The 14,932-nt window shown below is 65.4% G+C and carries 13 protein-coding genes and 1 pseudogene; 9 read left to right on the plus strand and 5 right to left on the minus strand.

The annotated features are described in order from the left end of the window. Positions 1-108 precede the first annotated feature (108 nt). The 3 genes from ACVWYP_RS35015 to ACVWYP_RS35025 all read left to right on the plus strand — a co-directional run bounded on the left by ACVWYP_RS35015 (position 109) and on the right by ACVWYP_RS35025 (position 2,929). On the plus strand, positions 109-753 hold the full coding sequence (locus tag ACVWYP_RS35015; protein WP_028342209.1) for a TetR/AcrR family transcriptional regulator: 645 nt from the start codon (positions 109-111) through the stop codon (positions 751-753). Positions 754-891: 138 nt separating this feature from the next. Beyond that, positions 892-1,950, plus strand: coding sequence for a helix-turn-helix transcriptional regulator (locus ACVWYP_RS35020; RefSeq protein ID WP_304496455.1), 1,059 nt, complete (start codon positions 892-894; stop codon positions 1,948-1,950). Positions 1,951-2,086: 136 nt separating this feature from the next. Beyond that, positions 2,087-2,929, plus strand: a complete 843-nt coding sequence (locus ACVWYP_RS35025) for a GNAT family N-acetyltransferase (RefSeq protein WP_304496456.1) — start codon at positions 2,087-2,089, stop codon at positions 2,927-2,929. Positions 2,930-3,364: 435 nt separating this feature from the next. Here the strand turns inward: ACVWYP_RS35025 and ACVWYP_RS35030 are convergent, their stop codons facing one another. Continuing rightward, positions 3,365-6,037, minus strand: a complete 2,673-nt coding sequence (locus ACVWYP_RS35030) for a flavin-containing monooxygenase (RefSeq protein ID WP_304496457.1) — start codon at positions 6,035-6,037, stop codon at positions 3,365-3,367. Between the two features lie 397 nt (positions 6,038-6,434). Here ACVWYP_RS35030 and ACVWYP_RS35035 point away from each other — a divergent pair, with 397 nt between their 5' ends. Together ACVWYP_RS35035 and ACVWYP_RS35040 are read left to right on the plus strand one after the other, a co-directional pair. Continuing rightward, the gene (locus ACVWYP_RS35035) at positions 6,435-6,923 is read left to right on the plus strand and encodes a peptidase associated/transthyretin-like domain-containing protein (protein ID WP_304496458.1); all 489 of its coding nucleotides are present in this window, start codon (positions 6,435-6,437) and stop codon (positions 6,921-6,923) included. A gap of 20 nt (positions 6,924-6,943) precedes the next feature. Then, complete coding sequence (locus ACVWYP_RS35040; RefSeq protein WP_304496459.1) at positions 6,944-7,555, plus strand: ferric reductase-like transmembrane domain-containing protein; 612 nt, start codon at positions 6,944-6,946, stop codon at positions 7,553-7,555. A gap of 118 nt (positions 7,556-7,673) precedes the next feature. Here the strand turns inward: ACVWYP_RS35040 and ACVWYP_RS35045 are convergent, their stop codons facing one another. Beyond that, complete coding sequence (locus ACVWYP_RS35045) at positions 7,674-8,378, minus strand: SDR family oxidoreductase (protein ID WP_016845816.1); 705 nt, start codon at positions 8,376-8,378, stop codon at positions 7,674-7,676. Between the two features lie 141 nt (positions 8,379-8,519). Here ACVWYP_RS35045 and ACVWYP_RS35050 point away from each other — a divergent pair, with 141 nt between their 5' ends. After that, positions 8,520-9,338: a substrate-binding domain-containing protein gene (locus tag ACVWYP_RS35050; protein WP_304496460.1), complete on the plus strand. Its 819-nt coding sequence runs from the start codon at positions 8,520-8,522 to the stop codon at positions 9,336-9,338. Here ACVWYP_RS35050 and ACVWYP_RS35055 read toward each other — a convergent pair. The 3 genes from ACVWYP_RS35055 to ACVWYP_RS35065 form a co-directional block, all read right to left on the minus strand. Further along, positions 9,312-10,010: an ABC transporter permease gene (locus ACVWYP_RS35055; protein ID WP_016845814.1), complete on the minus strand. Its 699-nt coding sequence runs from the start codon at positions 10,008-10,010 to the stop codon at positions 9,312-9,314. The two genes, ACVWYP_RS35050 and ACVWYP_RS35055, sit on opposite strands and share 27 nt — an antisense overlap. Positions 10,011-10,085: 75 nt before the next feature. After that, on the minus strand, positions 10,086-10,463 hold the full coding sequence (locus tag ACVWYP_RS35060; protein WP_016845813.1) for a response regulator: 378 nt from the start codon (positions 10,461-10,463) through the stop codon (positions 10,086-10,088). A 113-nt stretch (positions 10,464-10,576) separates the two neighbouring features. After that, entirely contained in the window at positions 10,577-11,812 is a 1,236-nt protein-coding gene (locus tag ACVWYP_RS35065) for an extensin-like domain-containing protein (protein WP_304496461.1), read from the minus strand. A gap of 711 nt (positions 11,813-12,523) precedes the next feature. On the opposite strand from ACVWYP_RS35065, the pseudogene ACVWYP_RS35070 reads away from it, so the two are divergent. The 3 genes and pseudogenes from ACVWYP_RS35070 to ACVWYP_RS35080 all read left to right on the plus strand — a co-directional run. Beyond that, positions 12,524-12,742, plus strand: a pseudogene (locus tag ACVWYP_RS35070) (DUF2147 domain-containing protein); the annotation flags it as partial. A gap of 152 nt (positions 12,743-12,894) precedes the next feature. After that, entirely contained in the window at positions 12,895-14,004 is a 1,110-nt protein-coding gene (locus tag ACVWYP_RS35075) for a helix-turn-helix domain-containing protein (RefSeq protein WP_304496462.1), read from the plus strand. A 92-nt stretch (positions 14,005-14,096) separates the two neighbouring features. After that, the gene (locus ACVWYP_RS35080; protein WP_304496463.1) at positions 14,097-14,915 is read left to right on the plus strand and encodes a CPBP family intramembrane glutamic endopeptidase; all 819 of its coding nucleotides are present in this window, start codon (positions 14,097-14,099) and stop codon (positions 14,913-14,915) included. Positions 14,916-14,932 lie beyond the last annotated feature (17 nt).

Below are 14,932 nucleotides of genomic sequence, written 5' to 3' on the forward strand. Positions count from 1 at the left end.
CCATTGACCGAACGGTTCGGTCAATCTATATTCCACCCGTTAGATTATAAAGCTTCGATTCTTCCCTTTCCTACTCTGGGTTGAGTTCTTTCCCGAGAAGCTAAATCAATGGTTGCAGCGCCCCGAACCTCCCTCCAATCCGTCGGCGAGGAGGAATCGTCGAAACGCCGCCAGATCCTGGACGGCGCCCGCAAGGTGTTCCTGGAGCTCGGCTTTGACGGCGCGAGCATGGGCGAGATCGCGCGCGCCGCCGGCGTCTCCAAAGGCACACTCTACGTCTATTTCCCCGACAAGGCCGGGCTGTTCGCGGCGATCGTCGAGGAGGAAAAGCTCGAGCAGGGCAAGGTCGTCTTCAATTTCGATCCGGCGCGCGACGTCGACACCACCCTTCCCGAATTCGGCCGCGCCTATGTCGCGGTGTTGTGCCGGCCCGGCGGCGGCTCGGCGATCCGCACCGTGATGGCGATCGCCGAGCGGATGCCCGAGCTCGGCAGCCGGTTCTACACCCACGTCATCGCCCACACCGTCGACCGCTTCGCCGCCTATCTCGAGGCGCGCGCCGCGCTCGGCGAGCTCGTGATCGACGACTACCAGCTCGCGGCCTGGCAGTTCATGCAGATGTGCCAGGCGACGCTGTTCCAGGCGTTCATCTTCCAGGCCAGGCCGTCGCCCTCGCCGGAGCGGATCGCAACCGTCGTCGACAGCGCGACGCGCGTGTTCTTTGCGGCGTACCGGCCGAAGCAGGCGGATTGATCCCCGGCCGTCGCAAGACCGGCGAGTGACGATCCAATCCGACTATTTCTTTTGGAAGGACCGCAACTTGGCGCTTGTCGCGCGACGCCACCTCGCGCGACAATTCCCTGCATGAACGGGGATATCGACCCAGACCAAATGTCCAGCGTGATGGCGCGGCTGGGGGACGCGGTGGTCGACCCGACGGCGTGGACCGACATCATGACGTCGATCTGCGAAGCGGTGGGCGCAACCGGCGCCGTGCTGCTGCAAAGCGATGTGCGGACCCCGGATGTGCCGCGCACGGCGTCGACCGAAGAAATGGTGCAGCTCTACTTCGCACACAACTGGCATGAGCAGGACTCTCGCGCTCCAGGCGTTCCGCGAGCAATGGCCGGCGAAGTGATCACCGATCAGGACTTGCTGACGCCCGAGCAGATCCGGTCCGATCCGATGTACAATGAGGTGCTGTATCCGTTCGGCTTCAAATGGTTCGCCGGCATCGGCTTCTGGGCCGACCGCGCACCGTGGGTGCTGACGTTGCAGCGCACCGGACAGGAGGGACTTTTCGAGACACGCGAGACGCGGCTACTGGCGCAGCTGGGGCCGCGCCTGACAGAGACAGCGACACTGTCGACCGTGGTCGGCCGCATCGCGCTCGCCTCCATGACCGGTATCCTCGATCGGGTGCGGCAGCCGGCCGCCGTACTCGACCGCGCCGGCCTCGTGATTGATCACAACGCAGCCGCCGATGCCGGCTTCGATGCGGACATCAGGATCAGGGATCGCCGGCTGATCGTGCGCGACAGAGCGGCACAGGCGCGGTTTGATCAAGTCGTCGATCTGATCCGCGCCGCACCCGAGCGCGCGGCGCTGCCAATCGAGCCAATCCTGATCCGCCGTACGCACAAGGGTCCGGTGGTCTTGCGCGTGTTGCCGGTCGACGGTGCGGCACGCAACGTCTTCCTCGGCGCGCGGGCGATGCTGGTCTTCGTCAATCTGACGCCACGCGCGATGCCCGAGCCCTGCTTGATCGCGCAGGCATTCGACCTCACGCCGGCAGAAGCGCGGCTGGTGGCGCTGCTCGCGGGCGGCCTCTCGATCGCCGACGCGGCCGAACGGCTCGGAATCGTTCGTGACACGGCACGCAACCAGTTGAAGTCGGCCTTCGCCAAAACCGGCACGCACCGCCAGCCCGAACTGGTCAGCCTCGCCTGAGCATGGCGCCGCACCGGCGCGGTCCCTGCGGCCTCATCAGCTTGACGGACCCACACTCTTTAGGCCCCCAAGGGGGATTGTTCTCCCGCCGTCGATGTGCACGATCAACAACACCGGCGCGAAGAGATCATCGGCCATGAACGAAATCATCATACGCACGATGCAGCCCGACGAAATCGCGCTGGCGGTGGACTGGGCCGCGGCGGAGGGATGGAATCCCGGTCTCGCCGATGCGCCCTGCTTTGCCACGGAGGATCCGCAAGGATTCTTGATCGGTGAGCTCGACGGCCAGCCGGCCGCGGTGATCTCCTGCGTCAATTACGGCGCGCAATTTTCCTTCCTGGGCTTCTACATCGTGCGCCCGGACCTGCGCGGCCGCGGCCACGGCCTGAAGACCTGGAATGCGGCCATCGCGCACGCGCGCCCGCGCGTGATCGGGCTCGATGGCGTGGTGGCGCAGCAGGCGAACTACCAGAAGTCCGGCTTCGCTCTCGCTTACGCCAATGTGCGCTATGGCGGCACTGTCGCCGCACCGCCGGCACCGAATGCCGGCATCGTCGCGCTGAGCGATGTACCGATGGCGCTGATCGAGGCCGATGACGCCACGGTATTTCCCGCGCCCCGCCCGGCCTTCCTGCGCAGCTGGATCAACACGCCGGGACATGTCGGGCGCGCGCTGATGCGCGACGGCAGGCTGGCCGGCTGGGGCGTGATCCGCCCGTGCCGGACCGGCCGCAAGATCGGTCCGCTGGTGGCCGACGACCGCACCGGTGCCAAGACCATCCTGTCGGCCTTGCTCGCGAGCGCAGGCGGCGGCGAGATCTTCCTCGACGTCCCCGCGATCAACCGTGACGCCGTCGCGCTGGCGCAAGATCTCGGGCTGTCACCGGTGTTCGAGACCGCGCGGATGTATACCGGCGCGATCCCGCCATTGCGGATCGATCGCGTGTTCGGCGTCACGACGTTCGAGCTCGGTTAGCGCGTTTTCGAGCGAAGCGGACACCGGTTCGCGTGAAGAAAACGCGTCAAAACAAGAATCTAGAGCTTCGGTTCTGATTCAATCAGAACCGAAGCTCTAGCGCGAGATGTCGCCAGGTTGAAAGGTCTCGCGGCAGACTGCTGCACCTCCCCCGCAAGCGCAGGGCTATCGCATATGGCTATTGGCCACGACGACGTGGAAACCTCGGTTACGGAAGCACGCAAATGCCATATGCACGCTGAGGCGAGCGTGCGTCCGCATGATTTCGGCATATTAGAAATATATCCGTGAGTTGCCCGACGCGTCAAGTGGCTTGGTCGAACGCCTGCCACCGCCGGCTCCTTTGCATGGGGTTGTTTCGATATTTTCGCAACGCGCCTCCCCCGCAAGTGCATGCAAGCGGGAGAGGGAGCGCGGCTGCAATTCAAACCCGATCTAGTTCGCCGCCGCGTTGACCTCCGGCGCGGCGACGTTGTCCTGCTCGACCTCCTCGGGCAGGCCGGCGAAGCGCCGCAACGCCTTCGCCATCTTCACGCGGCCGGCAACGCCGGTGATGATGACGTCGACCATCACGAACGACGAGTGGAAGTGGCCCTGCGCCTTGAGCTGCTCGACCTTGACGCCGGCCTTGGCGAGCGCGTCGCCATAGGCGATGCCCTCGTCGCGCAGCGGGTCGAACTCGCTGGTCGCGATGAATGCCGGCGGCAGGCCTTCGAGCTTGCCGCGCAGCGGCGCGACGCGCGGGTCGGTGCGGTCGGCCGGCGAGCAGTACAGGTCCCAGAACCAGTACATCAGCCCGCGGGTCAGGAAATAGCCGGCCGCGTTGTCGAGATAGGACGGCCGGTCGAATGTGGAGTCGGTGACCGGACAGATCAGGAGCTGGCCCGCGATCTCAGGCCCGCCGCGATCGCGCGCGAGCTGGCAGGTGACCGCCGCGATGTTGCCGCCGGCGCTCCAGCCGGCGACCAGCAGCGGCCCTGCCCTGCCGCCGAGCTCGGCGGTGTGGGCTGCGATCCAGCGCGCCGCCGCATAGCCGTCCTCGGCCGCGGCCGGGAAGCGATGCTCGGGCGCATGGCGATAGCCGACGCTGACGACGATCATGCCGGTGCGCCGGCACAGGTCGCGGCAGAACGGATCGTCCGACATCTCGTCGCCGAGCACCCAGCCGCCGCCGTGGAAATACACCACGATCGGATGCGGCCCCGGCGTCGCCGGCCGGTAGAGCTTGTACGGCAGCGGACCGTCTGCGCCCTGCAGCATGCCGCTGCCGACCTCGCCGACCGGGCGGCCGGCAGGACGGCCCTTGTTGAACTCGGTGAGGAAGTCGCGCGCGCCCTGCGCCCCCATCGTCTCGAGCGGCGGCAGGTTCATCTCGCCGAGCAGATTCAGCACCAGCCGCACGTCCGGCTGCAGGCGCACGATCTCGCCGTCATTGCATTGCTCGGCAACGCCGGGACCCGAGAGCTTGAAGCCGAGCATGCCGCGGCCGACCACCTCGTTGCAGATGCTGCGATACGGGCCTACGCCGCCGGTATAAGGCATCACGCCCTGCGGCTTGCCGGGCACGTTGGCGCCCGTGTACCAGGTGTTGGCGAGCCGATGCAGCGTCAGCGTCGCGCAATCGGCCATGTGGCGTTCCCAGCCGGCCTGCGCGGTCTCGGTCGCTTCCATCGTGCTGAAGCCGGCGTCGCGCAGCGCGGCGATGCGGTCGACCACCCAGTCGACATGCTGCTCGATCGAGACCGCCATGTTCGACAGCACCGACGGGCTGCCGGGACCGGTGATCATGAACAGATTGGGGAAGCCCGCGACGGTGACGCCGAGATAGGTCTGCGGTCCGTGCGCCCAGACATCCGACAACGACTTGCCGCCACGGCCGGAGATCGGATGCACCGCCATGATCGCGCCGGTCATCGCGTCGAAGCCGGTGGCGAACACGATGACGTCGACATCGAACTTGCGTCCGTTGGTGGAGATGCCGCTGGTGGTGATCCCCTCGATCGGCTCCTGCCGCAGATTCACCAGCGTCACGTTCGGGCGGTTGTAGGTCGCGTAGTAATTGGTATCGAGGCAGGGCCGCTTGGCGCCGAACGGATGATCATGCGGGGCGAGCGCCGCCGCCGTCTCCGGATCCTTGACCACAGCGCCGATCTTCTCGCGGATCAGATCGGCGACCAATCTGTTGCCGTCGACATCGACCGCCTGGTCGGCCCAGAGCTGGGTCAGGATGTGGACGAGGTCGCCCGCCGCCCACGCCTTCTCGAACCGCTCGCGACGCTCGGCGTCGCTCAATTGCCAGCTCACCACGGTCTGCTGCGGATAGGGCACGCCGGCCATCGACTGGCGCGCCTGCTCGCGATAGGCGGCGCGGTCGCTCTCGAAATACGTCTTGCGATCCTCCGGCGCCGGGCCGTTGCCCGCAGGCAGCGCGAAGTTCGGGGTGCGCTGGAACACGGTGAGCTGCGCGGCTTGCTCGGCGATCAAAGGAATCGACTGAATGCCCGACGATCCGGTACCGATCACGGCAACGCGCTTGCCCTTGAGATCGACGCCCTGATGCGGCCAGCGGCCGGTGAAATAGATCTCGCCCTTGAAATCCTTGACGCCGTCGATCTCCGGCGGCTTCGGCGACGACAGGCAGCCGGTCGCCATGATGTAGTAGCGGCACGAGACGTTGGCGCCGTTGTTGGTCGAGATCTGCCAGCGCCCGGTCGCATCGTTCCAGGTCGCCTTCGTGACCTTGGTGCCGAACCTGATGTCGCGACGCAGATCGTAGCGGTCGGCGACGAAGCCGAGATAGCGCAGGATTTCCGGCTGGGTGGCGTATTTCTCCGACCAGGTCCAGGCCTGATCGAGCTCGGGATCGAAGGTGTAGCTGTAGTCGATGGTCTGAATGTCGCAGCGCGCGCCGGGATAACGATTCCAGTACCAGGTGCCGCCGACATCGGCGCCCTCTTCGAGCGCGACCGCCGAGAAGCCCGCCTTGCGCAATCGATGCAGCAGGTAAAGTCCGGCGAAGCCGGCGCCGACCACCGCAACGTCGACCTGCTGCGTGGTTCCGCTCTGCGTGGAGTCTGAAGCGCGTGCTGCAACTGCTGCGTCTGGCATGCCATTCCTCCCGTATGTTTTGATTTGACGGAAGGCTAGCCCTGCGTTTTCAGTTTGTCATCACGACAAACGCAATCAGAGGTCGCCGCAATTATGACGCGCGCGGCCTGGAGCGCGCCGCGCAGCGCGTAGACGCAAGTGGTGTTGCTGCGGGCCCGGGCACATGACGGAAGGTCGACGCCGCATTCCATCACTGCGCGCGAACCGACGCAATCCCACCGCACCGCATACACGGAGGCATCAATTTGCCTCGCCAATGACGCGGGTCGAGCGGCCGGCACGCCCATTCACAACTCTGCGACCTATCGCGCCCTTCGCGTCCCTCAGCTGGGCACCTCGCGGCTGTTGTTGTAGCCTGCACGGAGCAATTGCACGGTCGCCAGGAGGAAGAATCCACATGACCACCGTCGTGTTCAACCGTCGCATCCTGCTCGCCGCTGGCGGCTCCGCCCTGGCAACCGGGGTTGCCGGGCTCCTGCTACCCGCCCGCGCTGAAGGCCTCGCACCGACTGACTCGATGGCGGGCGGGTCGAACAACTACCGCAAGGGTGCGCCGATCGTGGATCGGATCGGCAAAGGCGGCTTCTGGATGAGCGGCACCGTACGCCGCGCAGGCGACGGGGCTCCGCTTGCCGGGCAGCGCATCCAGATTTGGGGGCACACGACCGAAGGGCAGGAGCACGAGCCGCAGAGCCATGGCGCCACGCTTACCGACAAGGACGGGGCGTTTCGTCTCGAGATCCCGCAGATCATTCCGATCTTCGGCCAACCGCATGGTCACCTCGCCTATGACAGCGGTGAATTCAAAACCGTCTTTCTGCGTCCCGTGATGCGGAGCGCAAAAGATACCAGCCTTGAGGCGCATTTCGTGCTTCAGCCGGCCTGACCGGGTTGGGATCAAACAGGATGAGATTGGCCCGGGCGACCCTGATCTGGGCCGCCCTTGTGGCCGCCGTTTGCGTGCCGATCGCCGCGGCAGCGGCGAGCCCACTGCTCGCATGGCGCGGTCCGGTCTACATCCTGGCGGGATTCGCAGGGATTATCGCGCTGGGTCTTGCGCTCGTTCAGCCCCTGCTGATTGGCGGATACTTGCCGGGACTGGCCGCTTATCGCGGACGGCGAGCACACCACTGGATTGGAGGCGCGCTGGTCGCGGCGGTGGTGATCCATGTCGCCGGCCTTTGGATCACCAGTCCGCCGGACATGATCGACGCCCTGCTCTTCTCATCGCCGACGCCGTTCTCCCCATGGGGTGTGATCGCCATGTGGGCCATCTTCGCCGTCGCGCTGCTGGCGGCACTGCGCCGGCGATTGCGACTGCGACCGCGAACATGGCGCCTTGCCCATATGTCGCTTGCGGTGATCATCGTCGCAGGCAGCGTGATCCATGGCATGCTGGTCGAGGGGACGATGGAGACGGTGTCGAAGACTGCGCTGTGCGCACTGGTGCTGGGCGCGAGCATAAAGGTCATGGCTGACTTGCGGGTATGGCGAAAGCGCGCGACGTCGCGCACTTAGCGATCTCGCGCCGTTTCTTGGATTGCGTCGCAACACCCTTCCGGGCCATCATCTTCTACAGCCTCGCGATTGCAGCGCGACGCTGGCTAGCTTCACTTTCCGGTCGTTCGGCAAGTCCTCAAATCGAGCGCATCAATCCGCCATCGACGCGGATGTTCTGGCCGGTGATGTAGCCCGCGCCGTCGGAGACGAGGAAGCTGATGGTTGCGGCGATCTCCTCAGCTTTGCCGTAGCGCTTCATCGGCACGCTGTCGCGGCGCTCGTCGGTTGCCGGCAGGCTGTCGATCCAGCCCGGCAGCACATTGTTCATGCGCACATTGCTGGCGGCGTAGCTGTCGGTGAACAGTTTCGTGAACGCGGCGAGCCCGGCGCGGAACACCGCCGAGGTCGGAAACATCGCGCTCGGCTCGAACGCCCAGGCGGTGGAGATGTTGACGATCGCACCCGACTTCTGCGCCTGCATGTGAGGTGCAACGAGACGCGTCGGGCGGATCACGTTCATCAGATAGACGTCGAGACCGGTGTGCCACTGCTCGTCGGTCAGCTCGAGCACGCCGGCGCGCGGGCCGTGGCCGGCGCTGTTGACCAGCGCATCGATGCGGCCCCAGCGCGCCACCACGCCGTCGACGGCGCGCTTCAGATCATCGTTGGAACGGTTCGAGCCGGTGAAGCCGAGGCCGCCGAGCTCCTTCGCCAGCGCCTCGCCCTTGCCCGACGACGACAGGATCGCAACGCGGAAACCATCGGCCGCGAGGCGCCGCGCCGCCGCTGCTCCCATGCCGCTGCCGCCTGCGGTAACGAGCGCGACCTTCTCTGCTGCCATGATCCGATATCCCTTCTTCATGCTTCGTTCGGGGCGAACCTAGCACTGCCAATCGCAGCGCGCGACATCGCGCCTGCTTTGCGTCACCGGACGAAATGCGGCAAGGTGACCGACATCATTTCTCCGGTACGCAGTATTCACATGACATCGTTCGTTCGAAACCTCCTCATCGCCGCCGCGCTGTTGTTCGCCGGCCCGACGCTCGCGCAGCCCCGGTCCATCATCGTGGCCTCGACGACATCGACCGAGCAGTCCGGCCTGTTCGGCTATCTGCTGCCGCGCTTCTCGGAAGCCTCGGGCATCGCCGTGAAGGTGGTCGCGGTCGGCACCGGACAGGCGCTCGACATCGGACGGCGCGGCGATGCCGATGTCGTGTTCGTTCATGATCGCGTGGCCGAGGAGAAGTTCCTGGCCGAGGGCTTTGCGACCAGGCGATATGACGTCATGTACAATGATTTCGTCATCGTCGGCCCGAAGTCCGATCCGGCGCATATCGCCGGCGACAAGGATGTCGCGGACGCCCTGCGCAAGATCGCCGCGACCAAATCGGCCTTTATCTCGCGTGGCGACCACTCCGGCACGCACGAGGCCGAGCTGCGACTCTGGAAAGCGGCCGGCGTCGATCTCGGCTCGGCGAAGGGCCCGTGGTATCGCGAGATCGGCCAGGGCATGGGTCCGGCGCTCAACATGGCGTCGGCGTCGAATGCCTATGTGCTGTCAGACCGCGGCACCTGGCTGTCGTTCAAGAACCGCGGCGAGCTCGCCGTGCTGACCGAAGGCGACCGGCGGCTGTTCAACCAGTACGGCGTGATGCTGGTCAATCCGGCGAAGCATCCGACGGTGAAGGCCGCGGACGGCCAGGCCTTCATCGACTGGCTGGTCTCGCAGGCCGGGCAGTCGGCCATCGCCGGCTACAAGGTCGGCGGCGAACAGCTATTTTTCCCCAACGCCGCGCACTAGCAGAAACGCGATCGTGCTGACGCTGACGCTCAGCGCAAGCAGGATGACGCCGAGCCCGAGACCGAGCGCCAGCTCGCCCTTGCTGGTCTCGAGCGCGATCGCGGTCGTCATCGTTCGCGTATAGCCGCTGATATTGCCGCCCACGATGATGATGGCGCCGACCTCCGCGATGGCGCGGCCGAACGCGGCGAGGAATGCGGTGAGCAGCGAGGCGCGGCCGAGCGAGAACACCAACGCAAGGCTGCGCAAGCGGGACAGGCCGTCGGTGCGGATCAGGTCGGCATATTCCGCCCACAGCAGCGCGACCGGACGATGCACCAGCGCAACCACGATCGGCGTCGCCAGGATGACCTGGGCCACCACCATCGCCGTCGGCGTGAACAACAGCCCGGCGAAACCCAGCGGTCCGGATCGCGACAGCAGAAGGTAAAGCCCGAGGCCGACCACGACCGGCGGCAGGCCGAGACAGGCATTGGCGAGCACGATCACCACCTGCCGTCCGCGAAATCTCGATATCGCAAGCCAGCCGCCGATCGGCGCGCCGATCAGCAGCGCGAGCAGGCTCGCCAGCAGGCTGACACGCAACGACAATGCGACGATCCCAAGCAGGACCGGATCGCGACCGGCTATCAGGGAAGCTGCCGCCGTGATCGACTGTGCGAAGTCATTCATGCCGGCCCGGAAGACACGTTTGCCCCGTACAACCTCCGCATCGCCGATTTCGCGGGGGCGATCAATCGCTGAGGCCTACGCGGCATTCTCGAGCAGCTTCGCCACGGCCGCAACCAGTTCATCGGGCGAGAACGGCTTGTTCAGCAGCACACTGTCCGGCACGCCCCTGGTCGGCCACTCGTCGCCGCCGCCGCCGGTGATGTAGAGCACCGGGAATGACGGGTCGATCTCGCGGGCGCCGCGCGCCACACGCCAGCCGTCGAGCCGGCCGAGCAGGCGAATGTCGGTGACCAGTGCTGAGTATTTGGTGCGGAACGCCTTCAGCAGCGTCAGGGCTTCCTCGCCCGAACCTGCGATCGCCGGCTCATAGCCGCCGTCCCTCAGGGCGTCCTCCACCATCATCTGAAGATCACGATCGTCTTCGATGACGAGAATGATCGGCGCGTCTTGCAAAGTTATCCCCCAAACAATCAGCCGGGTGCGCCCGACTCAGCGAGCATATGCAACAAAAGTGGCTACCGTTTGCACGGTGTCACCCAGTAAAAATACGGGTATCAGACGCGCCCCTATTCGTCGGCGAATTCGTCTTCTTCGTTGACCCCCGCCTTACCCCGCGGGGCCGGCTTTCTGCCGCCGAGCGATCCTGTGACATACGGCTCGCGCGTTGCATAGGGGTTACGTCCGCCGGCACGCGCCGCGACCTCCTCGCCGGAGACGGCGGCGGGTTGGCAGATCAGGCGCCGGCTGGCCCGGCGCATCAGATCCACATGGATGTGGTCGTAGTGATAGACGTTGGACCCCGGCGCCAGCACCGTGGTGAATTGCTGGCAGGCGGCGGCCTGGACGTCGCGCAGAAAGCCCTGCTCTTCCGGCAAGCCCTTCCAGCCATCCTTCACGGTGATGCGGCGACCGTCAGCCAAGGTGAACGCTGCGATGTCGAGCGCATTGCCGAAGGCGTGCTCGGAAATATGCGCGTGCGAATTGCCGTTCATGCCGCGGCAGGAATAGGCCGAGATCTGCTTGATCTCGACGACACGCGCGCCGAACCAGCGCTGCGCCGCCGGCTGCACGGAATCGGCGAGCCAGTGCTCGAGCACCGAGACGATCGGACACGCCAGCGTTGCCGCCGGCTTCACCGCGACCGGGCCGACCGTCACCACCGGATTGCCGCTCGAGGGACCGAGCCGCGGCGGCGGTGGCGCGCCGGGCGGCTGCTGGGAATACGGTGCCGGTGAATAGGGCGCGGCCGCGCTGTCGCGCTGCGGATTGGAAGGCAGGCCCGGATAATAAGGTCGCTCGCCCCTGGCGTCGGGCGAGCCATCCGGCGGCAAATCGATCTCGTCCTGCTGCTGCGGAACGCCGGGCGCCGACAGCGAGACCGGCCCATTCTGACGGTTGCCATAGCTCGGCTCATTGCCATAGCTCGGCTGGCCGACGGCCTGATTGGAATACGGCGCCTGCACGGGCGGCGGAGACGGCTGGCGGTTGATCGGCCAGCGCGGCTGGTTGCCAACCGATGCCGGCGGCCGCAGGCTGTCGTCGGCAAATCCGTAAGCTGAACTGGCTTCACCGAGCGCGGCGACCTTGAGCGGGAACTCGGCGCCGCAGACGCCGGGACCGGAGATCGGATCAATGCGGACGAGGTCGGCGCTCTCCTTGACCGCGCCCGACTTCAGGCATGCGGCCTCGGCCTCGGCCCGCCACGGTTCGCGCTCGGCAGTCTGAAACAGACCGCGACCGCAACCAGCAAGCGACACAAGGACAAGGGAGCCGACGAGATACAAACGAACTCCACGCGTCATGGCGCGGAGGTTCTGCGAATTTGATTAAAGACTCTTCAACGCATTTCGATGCGTTGTTTTCAGCTGTCCTTAACCATGCGACGGAACCCGAGGGACTGCGATCGTGTCGCGTCGCGCGCGTCCTTCAGCGGCGCTACCGCTGCGGAGTGGGATGAAGGCCTTCGTTCCCCTTGGCGATTGAGGATGCGTCGGCGCTTCGACATCGCGTGCCGGCAAGCTCCATCAGCTCAAGGTAGTGACTAAACATAGTGCGCGATGATCCGCCCCAACCGAAATATCGAAACAACCCCATGCAAAGTAGCATCCAACCCGGGGCGGTGGACAACATCCGGAGCGGTGACACGTCGATACTCGCGATGCTTCAGAATATATTTGCGCGCACTTCAACCACTTGATTTGGCGTCCGTTTGCCCCACACCGCAATGCGGCATCGCCCCGGAACTGAAGGCCCGACAGCACGGCTGACTTTTTCGGCCGGGAACCAGTTGCTAGCCTCGGCGTTAATGCGGGCAGCGTTGTGAACCGAGGGAGCTTCCCCAATGGATTTCGCGAGTCCTCTGCTGAGCAAGCTGAGCATTGTGGCCGCGTACATCGCGTTAGCCTTCGTCGGCGCCATTATTCTCGGCGTGTTCTAGACCATTCGACAGGCCATGAGTGTTTGGCGCCCGGCGGCCGCCCCCGCCGGGCGCTTTGCTGTTTGCGTCGGCCATCTGCGGCGCCAATCTCTGCGGCTATTCGGTCAAAAGCAACGAGCGCATCCTGATCAACATGAAGCCCGACGGCAGCAAGTGGAGCGGCCGCATCCACGATCCCGATTCCGGCCGCAACTATGACTCGACGATCGCGATGAAGGGCCCGAATGCGATGCGCGTGCAGGGCTGTGCCTTCGGCATGTTCTGCGGCGGCCAGACCTGGAAGCGGGTCAGCTAGGTCTGACATTTCCGGATTGCTCTGAGGTCCGCCGGCCGCGCCAACGGCAAGCGGACATAAGATTTTTACCCACCGGCGGTCGCTTCATGTGGATCGCCGGGCGCGCTATAAGAGCTGTGTCGAGGTGGAATTGAACCTGCGGGCGGCTTGCGATGGCGATGACGGCTCTTGAACTCGGCCTCCGCGGCGCGGTGGTCGCGCTGTTCCTGGTGGTTTGCGCGGTGCTGCTGCTGCGTTACGCAGCGGTGCATCGCGCCGCGTATCTTGGTGCCGCGATGGGCGTCGCCGGCGCAGCCTATGCGGTTTCGACCGCACCGTTCTTTCCCACGTCGACATTCGGCTGGAGCTCTCCGTTCGTCGCCTTCGCGATGGGCTCGCCGGTGATTTTCTGGCTATGGGCGCGTGCGATGTTCGACGAGCGGTTTACCCTGCGGCCCTGGCATGCGGCCGTATGGACGCTGCTCGCCGTCCTTGGCGTTGTGAGCCACAATTGCTGGACGATCTGGCCCGATCTCGCCCGGACCTGCGGCCGCGTGCTAGCGCTGGCGACGATCGCCTTCGCCGGGCTCGGGATCGCGCAAATTGCGAAGGGATGGCGTATCGCCGTGACCACGGCGCGCGGCCGGATCCTGATCGCACTGGTGATCGGCATCGGCCTCCAGATGACCCTTGCAGCCATGGCAGGGCTGGCCGCAATTCCGACCCGGTCCATCGGCCTGAGCGGCGCACTCGGCCTTGGTGCATTCGCGCTGATGTCGATCTGGGCGATGCTGTTCGATCCGCCCGAGAGCCAGCCGGCGATTGCCGACGCGAGCTCCGGCGGCCCGGCCGGCCGGGCGTCCGGATCGTCAGAACCCAACGGCCCATCGCCTCAGGACCGCGCGTCGCTCAATCGCCTCAACCATCTGATGACGACCGAACGCGCCTATCGGCAGGAAGGGCTGACCATCGGCCTGTTGGCGGCGCGGCTCGGCATGCCGGAATACCGGCTGCGTACATTGATCAATGACGGACTCGGCCACCGCAACTTCAATGCCTTCCTCAACCGCTATCGGCTCGACGAGGCCAAGGCGGCGCTCGCCAATGCCGGCCAAGCCGAGGTGCCGGTGCTGACAATCGCGCTCGACGCCGGATTCCAGTCGCTGGCGCCGTTCAACCGCGCCTTCAAGGCGGACACCGGGCTGACGCCGAGCGAGTTTCGCCGACGGGCGGCGGGCGGGCAAAACGTGGATGGCAACGCGGAAATCTTCCGTTCGAACTGACTTTTCGCTCCTCGATTTTGAAAATCGATAGGCTAGCGGCAGCTGAATCGCGCTAGCTGGGCCACGACGCTTGGCTTTTCCGGGCATCGCAGATGAACGAGATCATGTCCGACCGCCCACCCGCGCCGATCGAATCCACCGCCTTCCAAGTCGGTGCGGCCACGCCCGGTTGGCGCGAGGGAATTGTTGTTCTCGCAATGGTCCTGGCGCCCGTCGGATTGGCGATCATCCTGACCACAGCAGCCGGATTCGCGCTCGCAGGCTGGCAGATCGTCCGTGGCCTGCCCGTTGATATGCCGACACGCGCCGAGTTTCAGCTCCTTGGCATGGCCTTCTATGTCGCCGGCAGTTGGATTAGCGTGACAGCGGCGTGGCTCTGGTCGTCGCGCCGGGGATTGCGCCGCAACGTATTCATCTTTCGCGGACTGACTTGGCCTGCCCTGGCCGCGAGCCTGGCGGGGTTCGTGATCGCGATGTACGGCGCGCCCATTGCGACACACTGGTTGTCGGATATCGCCGGTGGCAATGGTCCGGGGAAAGCGCGGATCGACTTCCATGGTGCGCATGCAACCGCAATTTACATCCTGCTGTTTGTGATGACTGCTCCACTATGCGAGGAGATCCTCTATCGCGGGCTGCTGGTCGCTTGGCTTCGTCGCGCAGGCTTCGGCGATCCGACGATCTGGCTGACAGGCAGCCTGCTGTTCGGAGCCAATCACATCCTCCCGCTCGGTCTCGTCTGGGGCACCGTCATGGTCGGGTTCGGCGCGATCCTTTTCGCGATCCGCCTGCGATACAGCTCCCTCACTCCGGCGTGGCTCACCCACTTCCTGTTCAACGCACAGCCAGTCCTGATCCTGCCGCTGATCAAACGGATCGCACCTGCAATACATCCCGGCATTTTCTCTTGATCGTCATGCGGCAGCGA

Source organism: Bradyrhizobium sp. USDA 3262 (genome assembly GCF_054060035.1).

Coding starts and splice junctions, on each gene's coding strand:
- ACVWYP_RS35015 (WP_028342209.1), top strand. CDS start 109: ATGGTTGCAGCGCCCCGAACCTCCCTCCAATCCGTCGGCGAGGAGGAA.
- ACVWYP_RS35020 (WP_304496455.1), top strand. CDS start 892: ATGTCCAGCGTGATGGCGCGGCTGGGGGACGCGGTGGTCGACCCGACG.
- ACVWYP_RS35025 (WP_304496456.1), top strand. CDS start 2,087: ATGAACGAAATCATCATACGCACGATGCAGCCCGACGAAATCGCGCTG.
- ACVWYP_RS35030 (WP_304496457.1), bottom strand. CDS start 6,037: ATGCCAGACGCAGCAGTTGCAGCACGCGCTTCAGACTCCACGCAGAGC.
- ACVWYP_RS35035 (WP_304496458.1), top strand. CDS start 6,435: ATGACCACCGTCGTGTTCAACCGTCGCATCCTGCTCGCCGCTGGCGGC.
- ACVWYP_RS35040 (WP_304496459.1), top strand. CDS start 6,944: ATGAGATTGGCCCGGGCGACCCTGATCTGGGCCGCCCTTGTGGCCGCC.
- ACVWYP_RS35045 (WP_016845816.1), bottom strand. CDS start 8,378: ATGGCAGCAGAGAAGGTCGCGCTCGTTACCGCAGGCGGCAGCGGCATG.
- ACVWYP_RS35050 (WP_304496460.1), top strand. CDS start 8,520: ATGACATCGTTCGTTCGAAACCTCCTCATCGCCGCCGCGCTGTTGTTC.
- ACVWYP_RS35055 (WP_016845814.1), bottom strand. CDS start 10,010: ATGAATGACTTCGCACAGTCGATCACGGCGGCAGCTTCCCTGATAGCC.
- ACVWYP_RS35065 (WP_304496461.1), bottom strand. CDS start 11,812: ATGACGCGTGGAGTTCGTTTGTATCTCGTCGGCTCCCTTGTCCTTGTG.
- ACVWYP_RS35075 (WP_304496462.1), top strand. CDS start 12,895: ATGGCGATGACGGCTCTTGAACTCGGCCTCCGCGGCGCGGTGGTCGCG.
- ACVWYP_RS35080 (WP_304496463.1), top strand. CDS start 14,097: ATGAACGAGATCATGTCCGACCGCCCACCCGCGCCGATCGAATCCACC.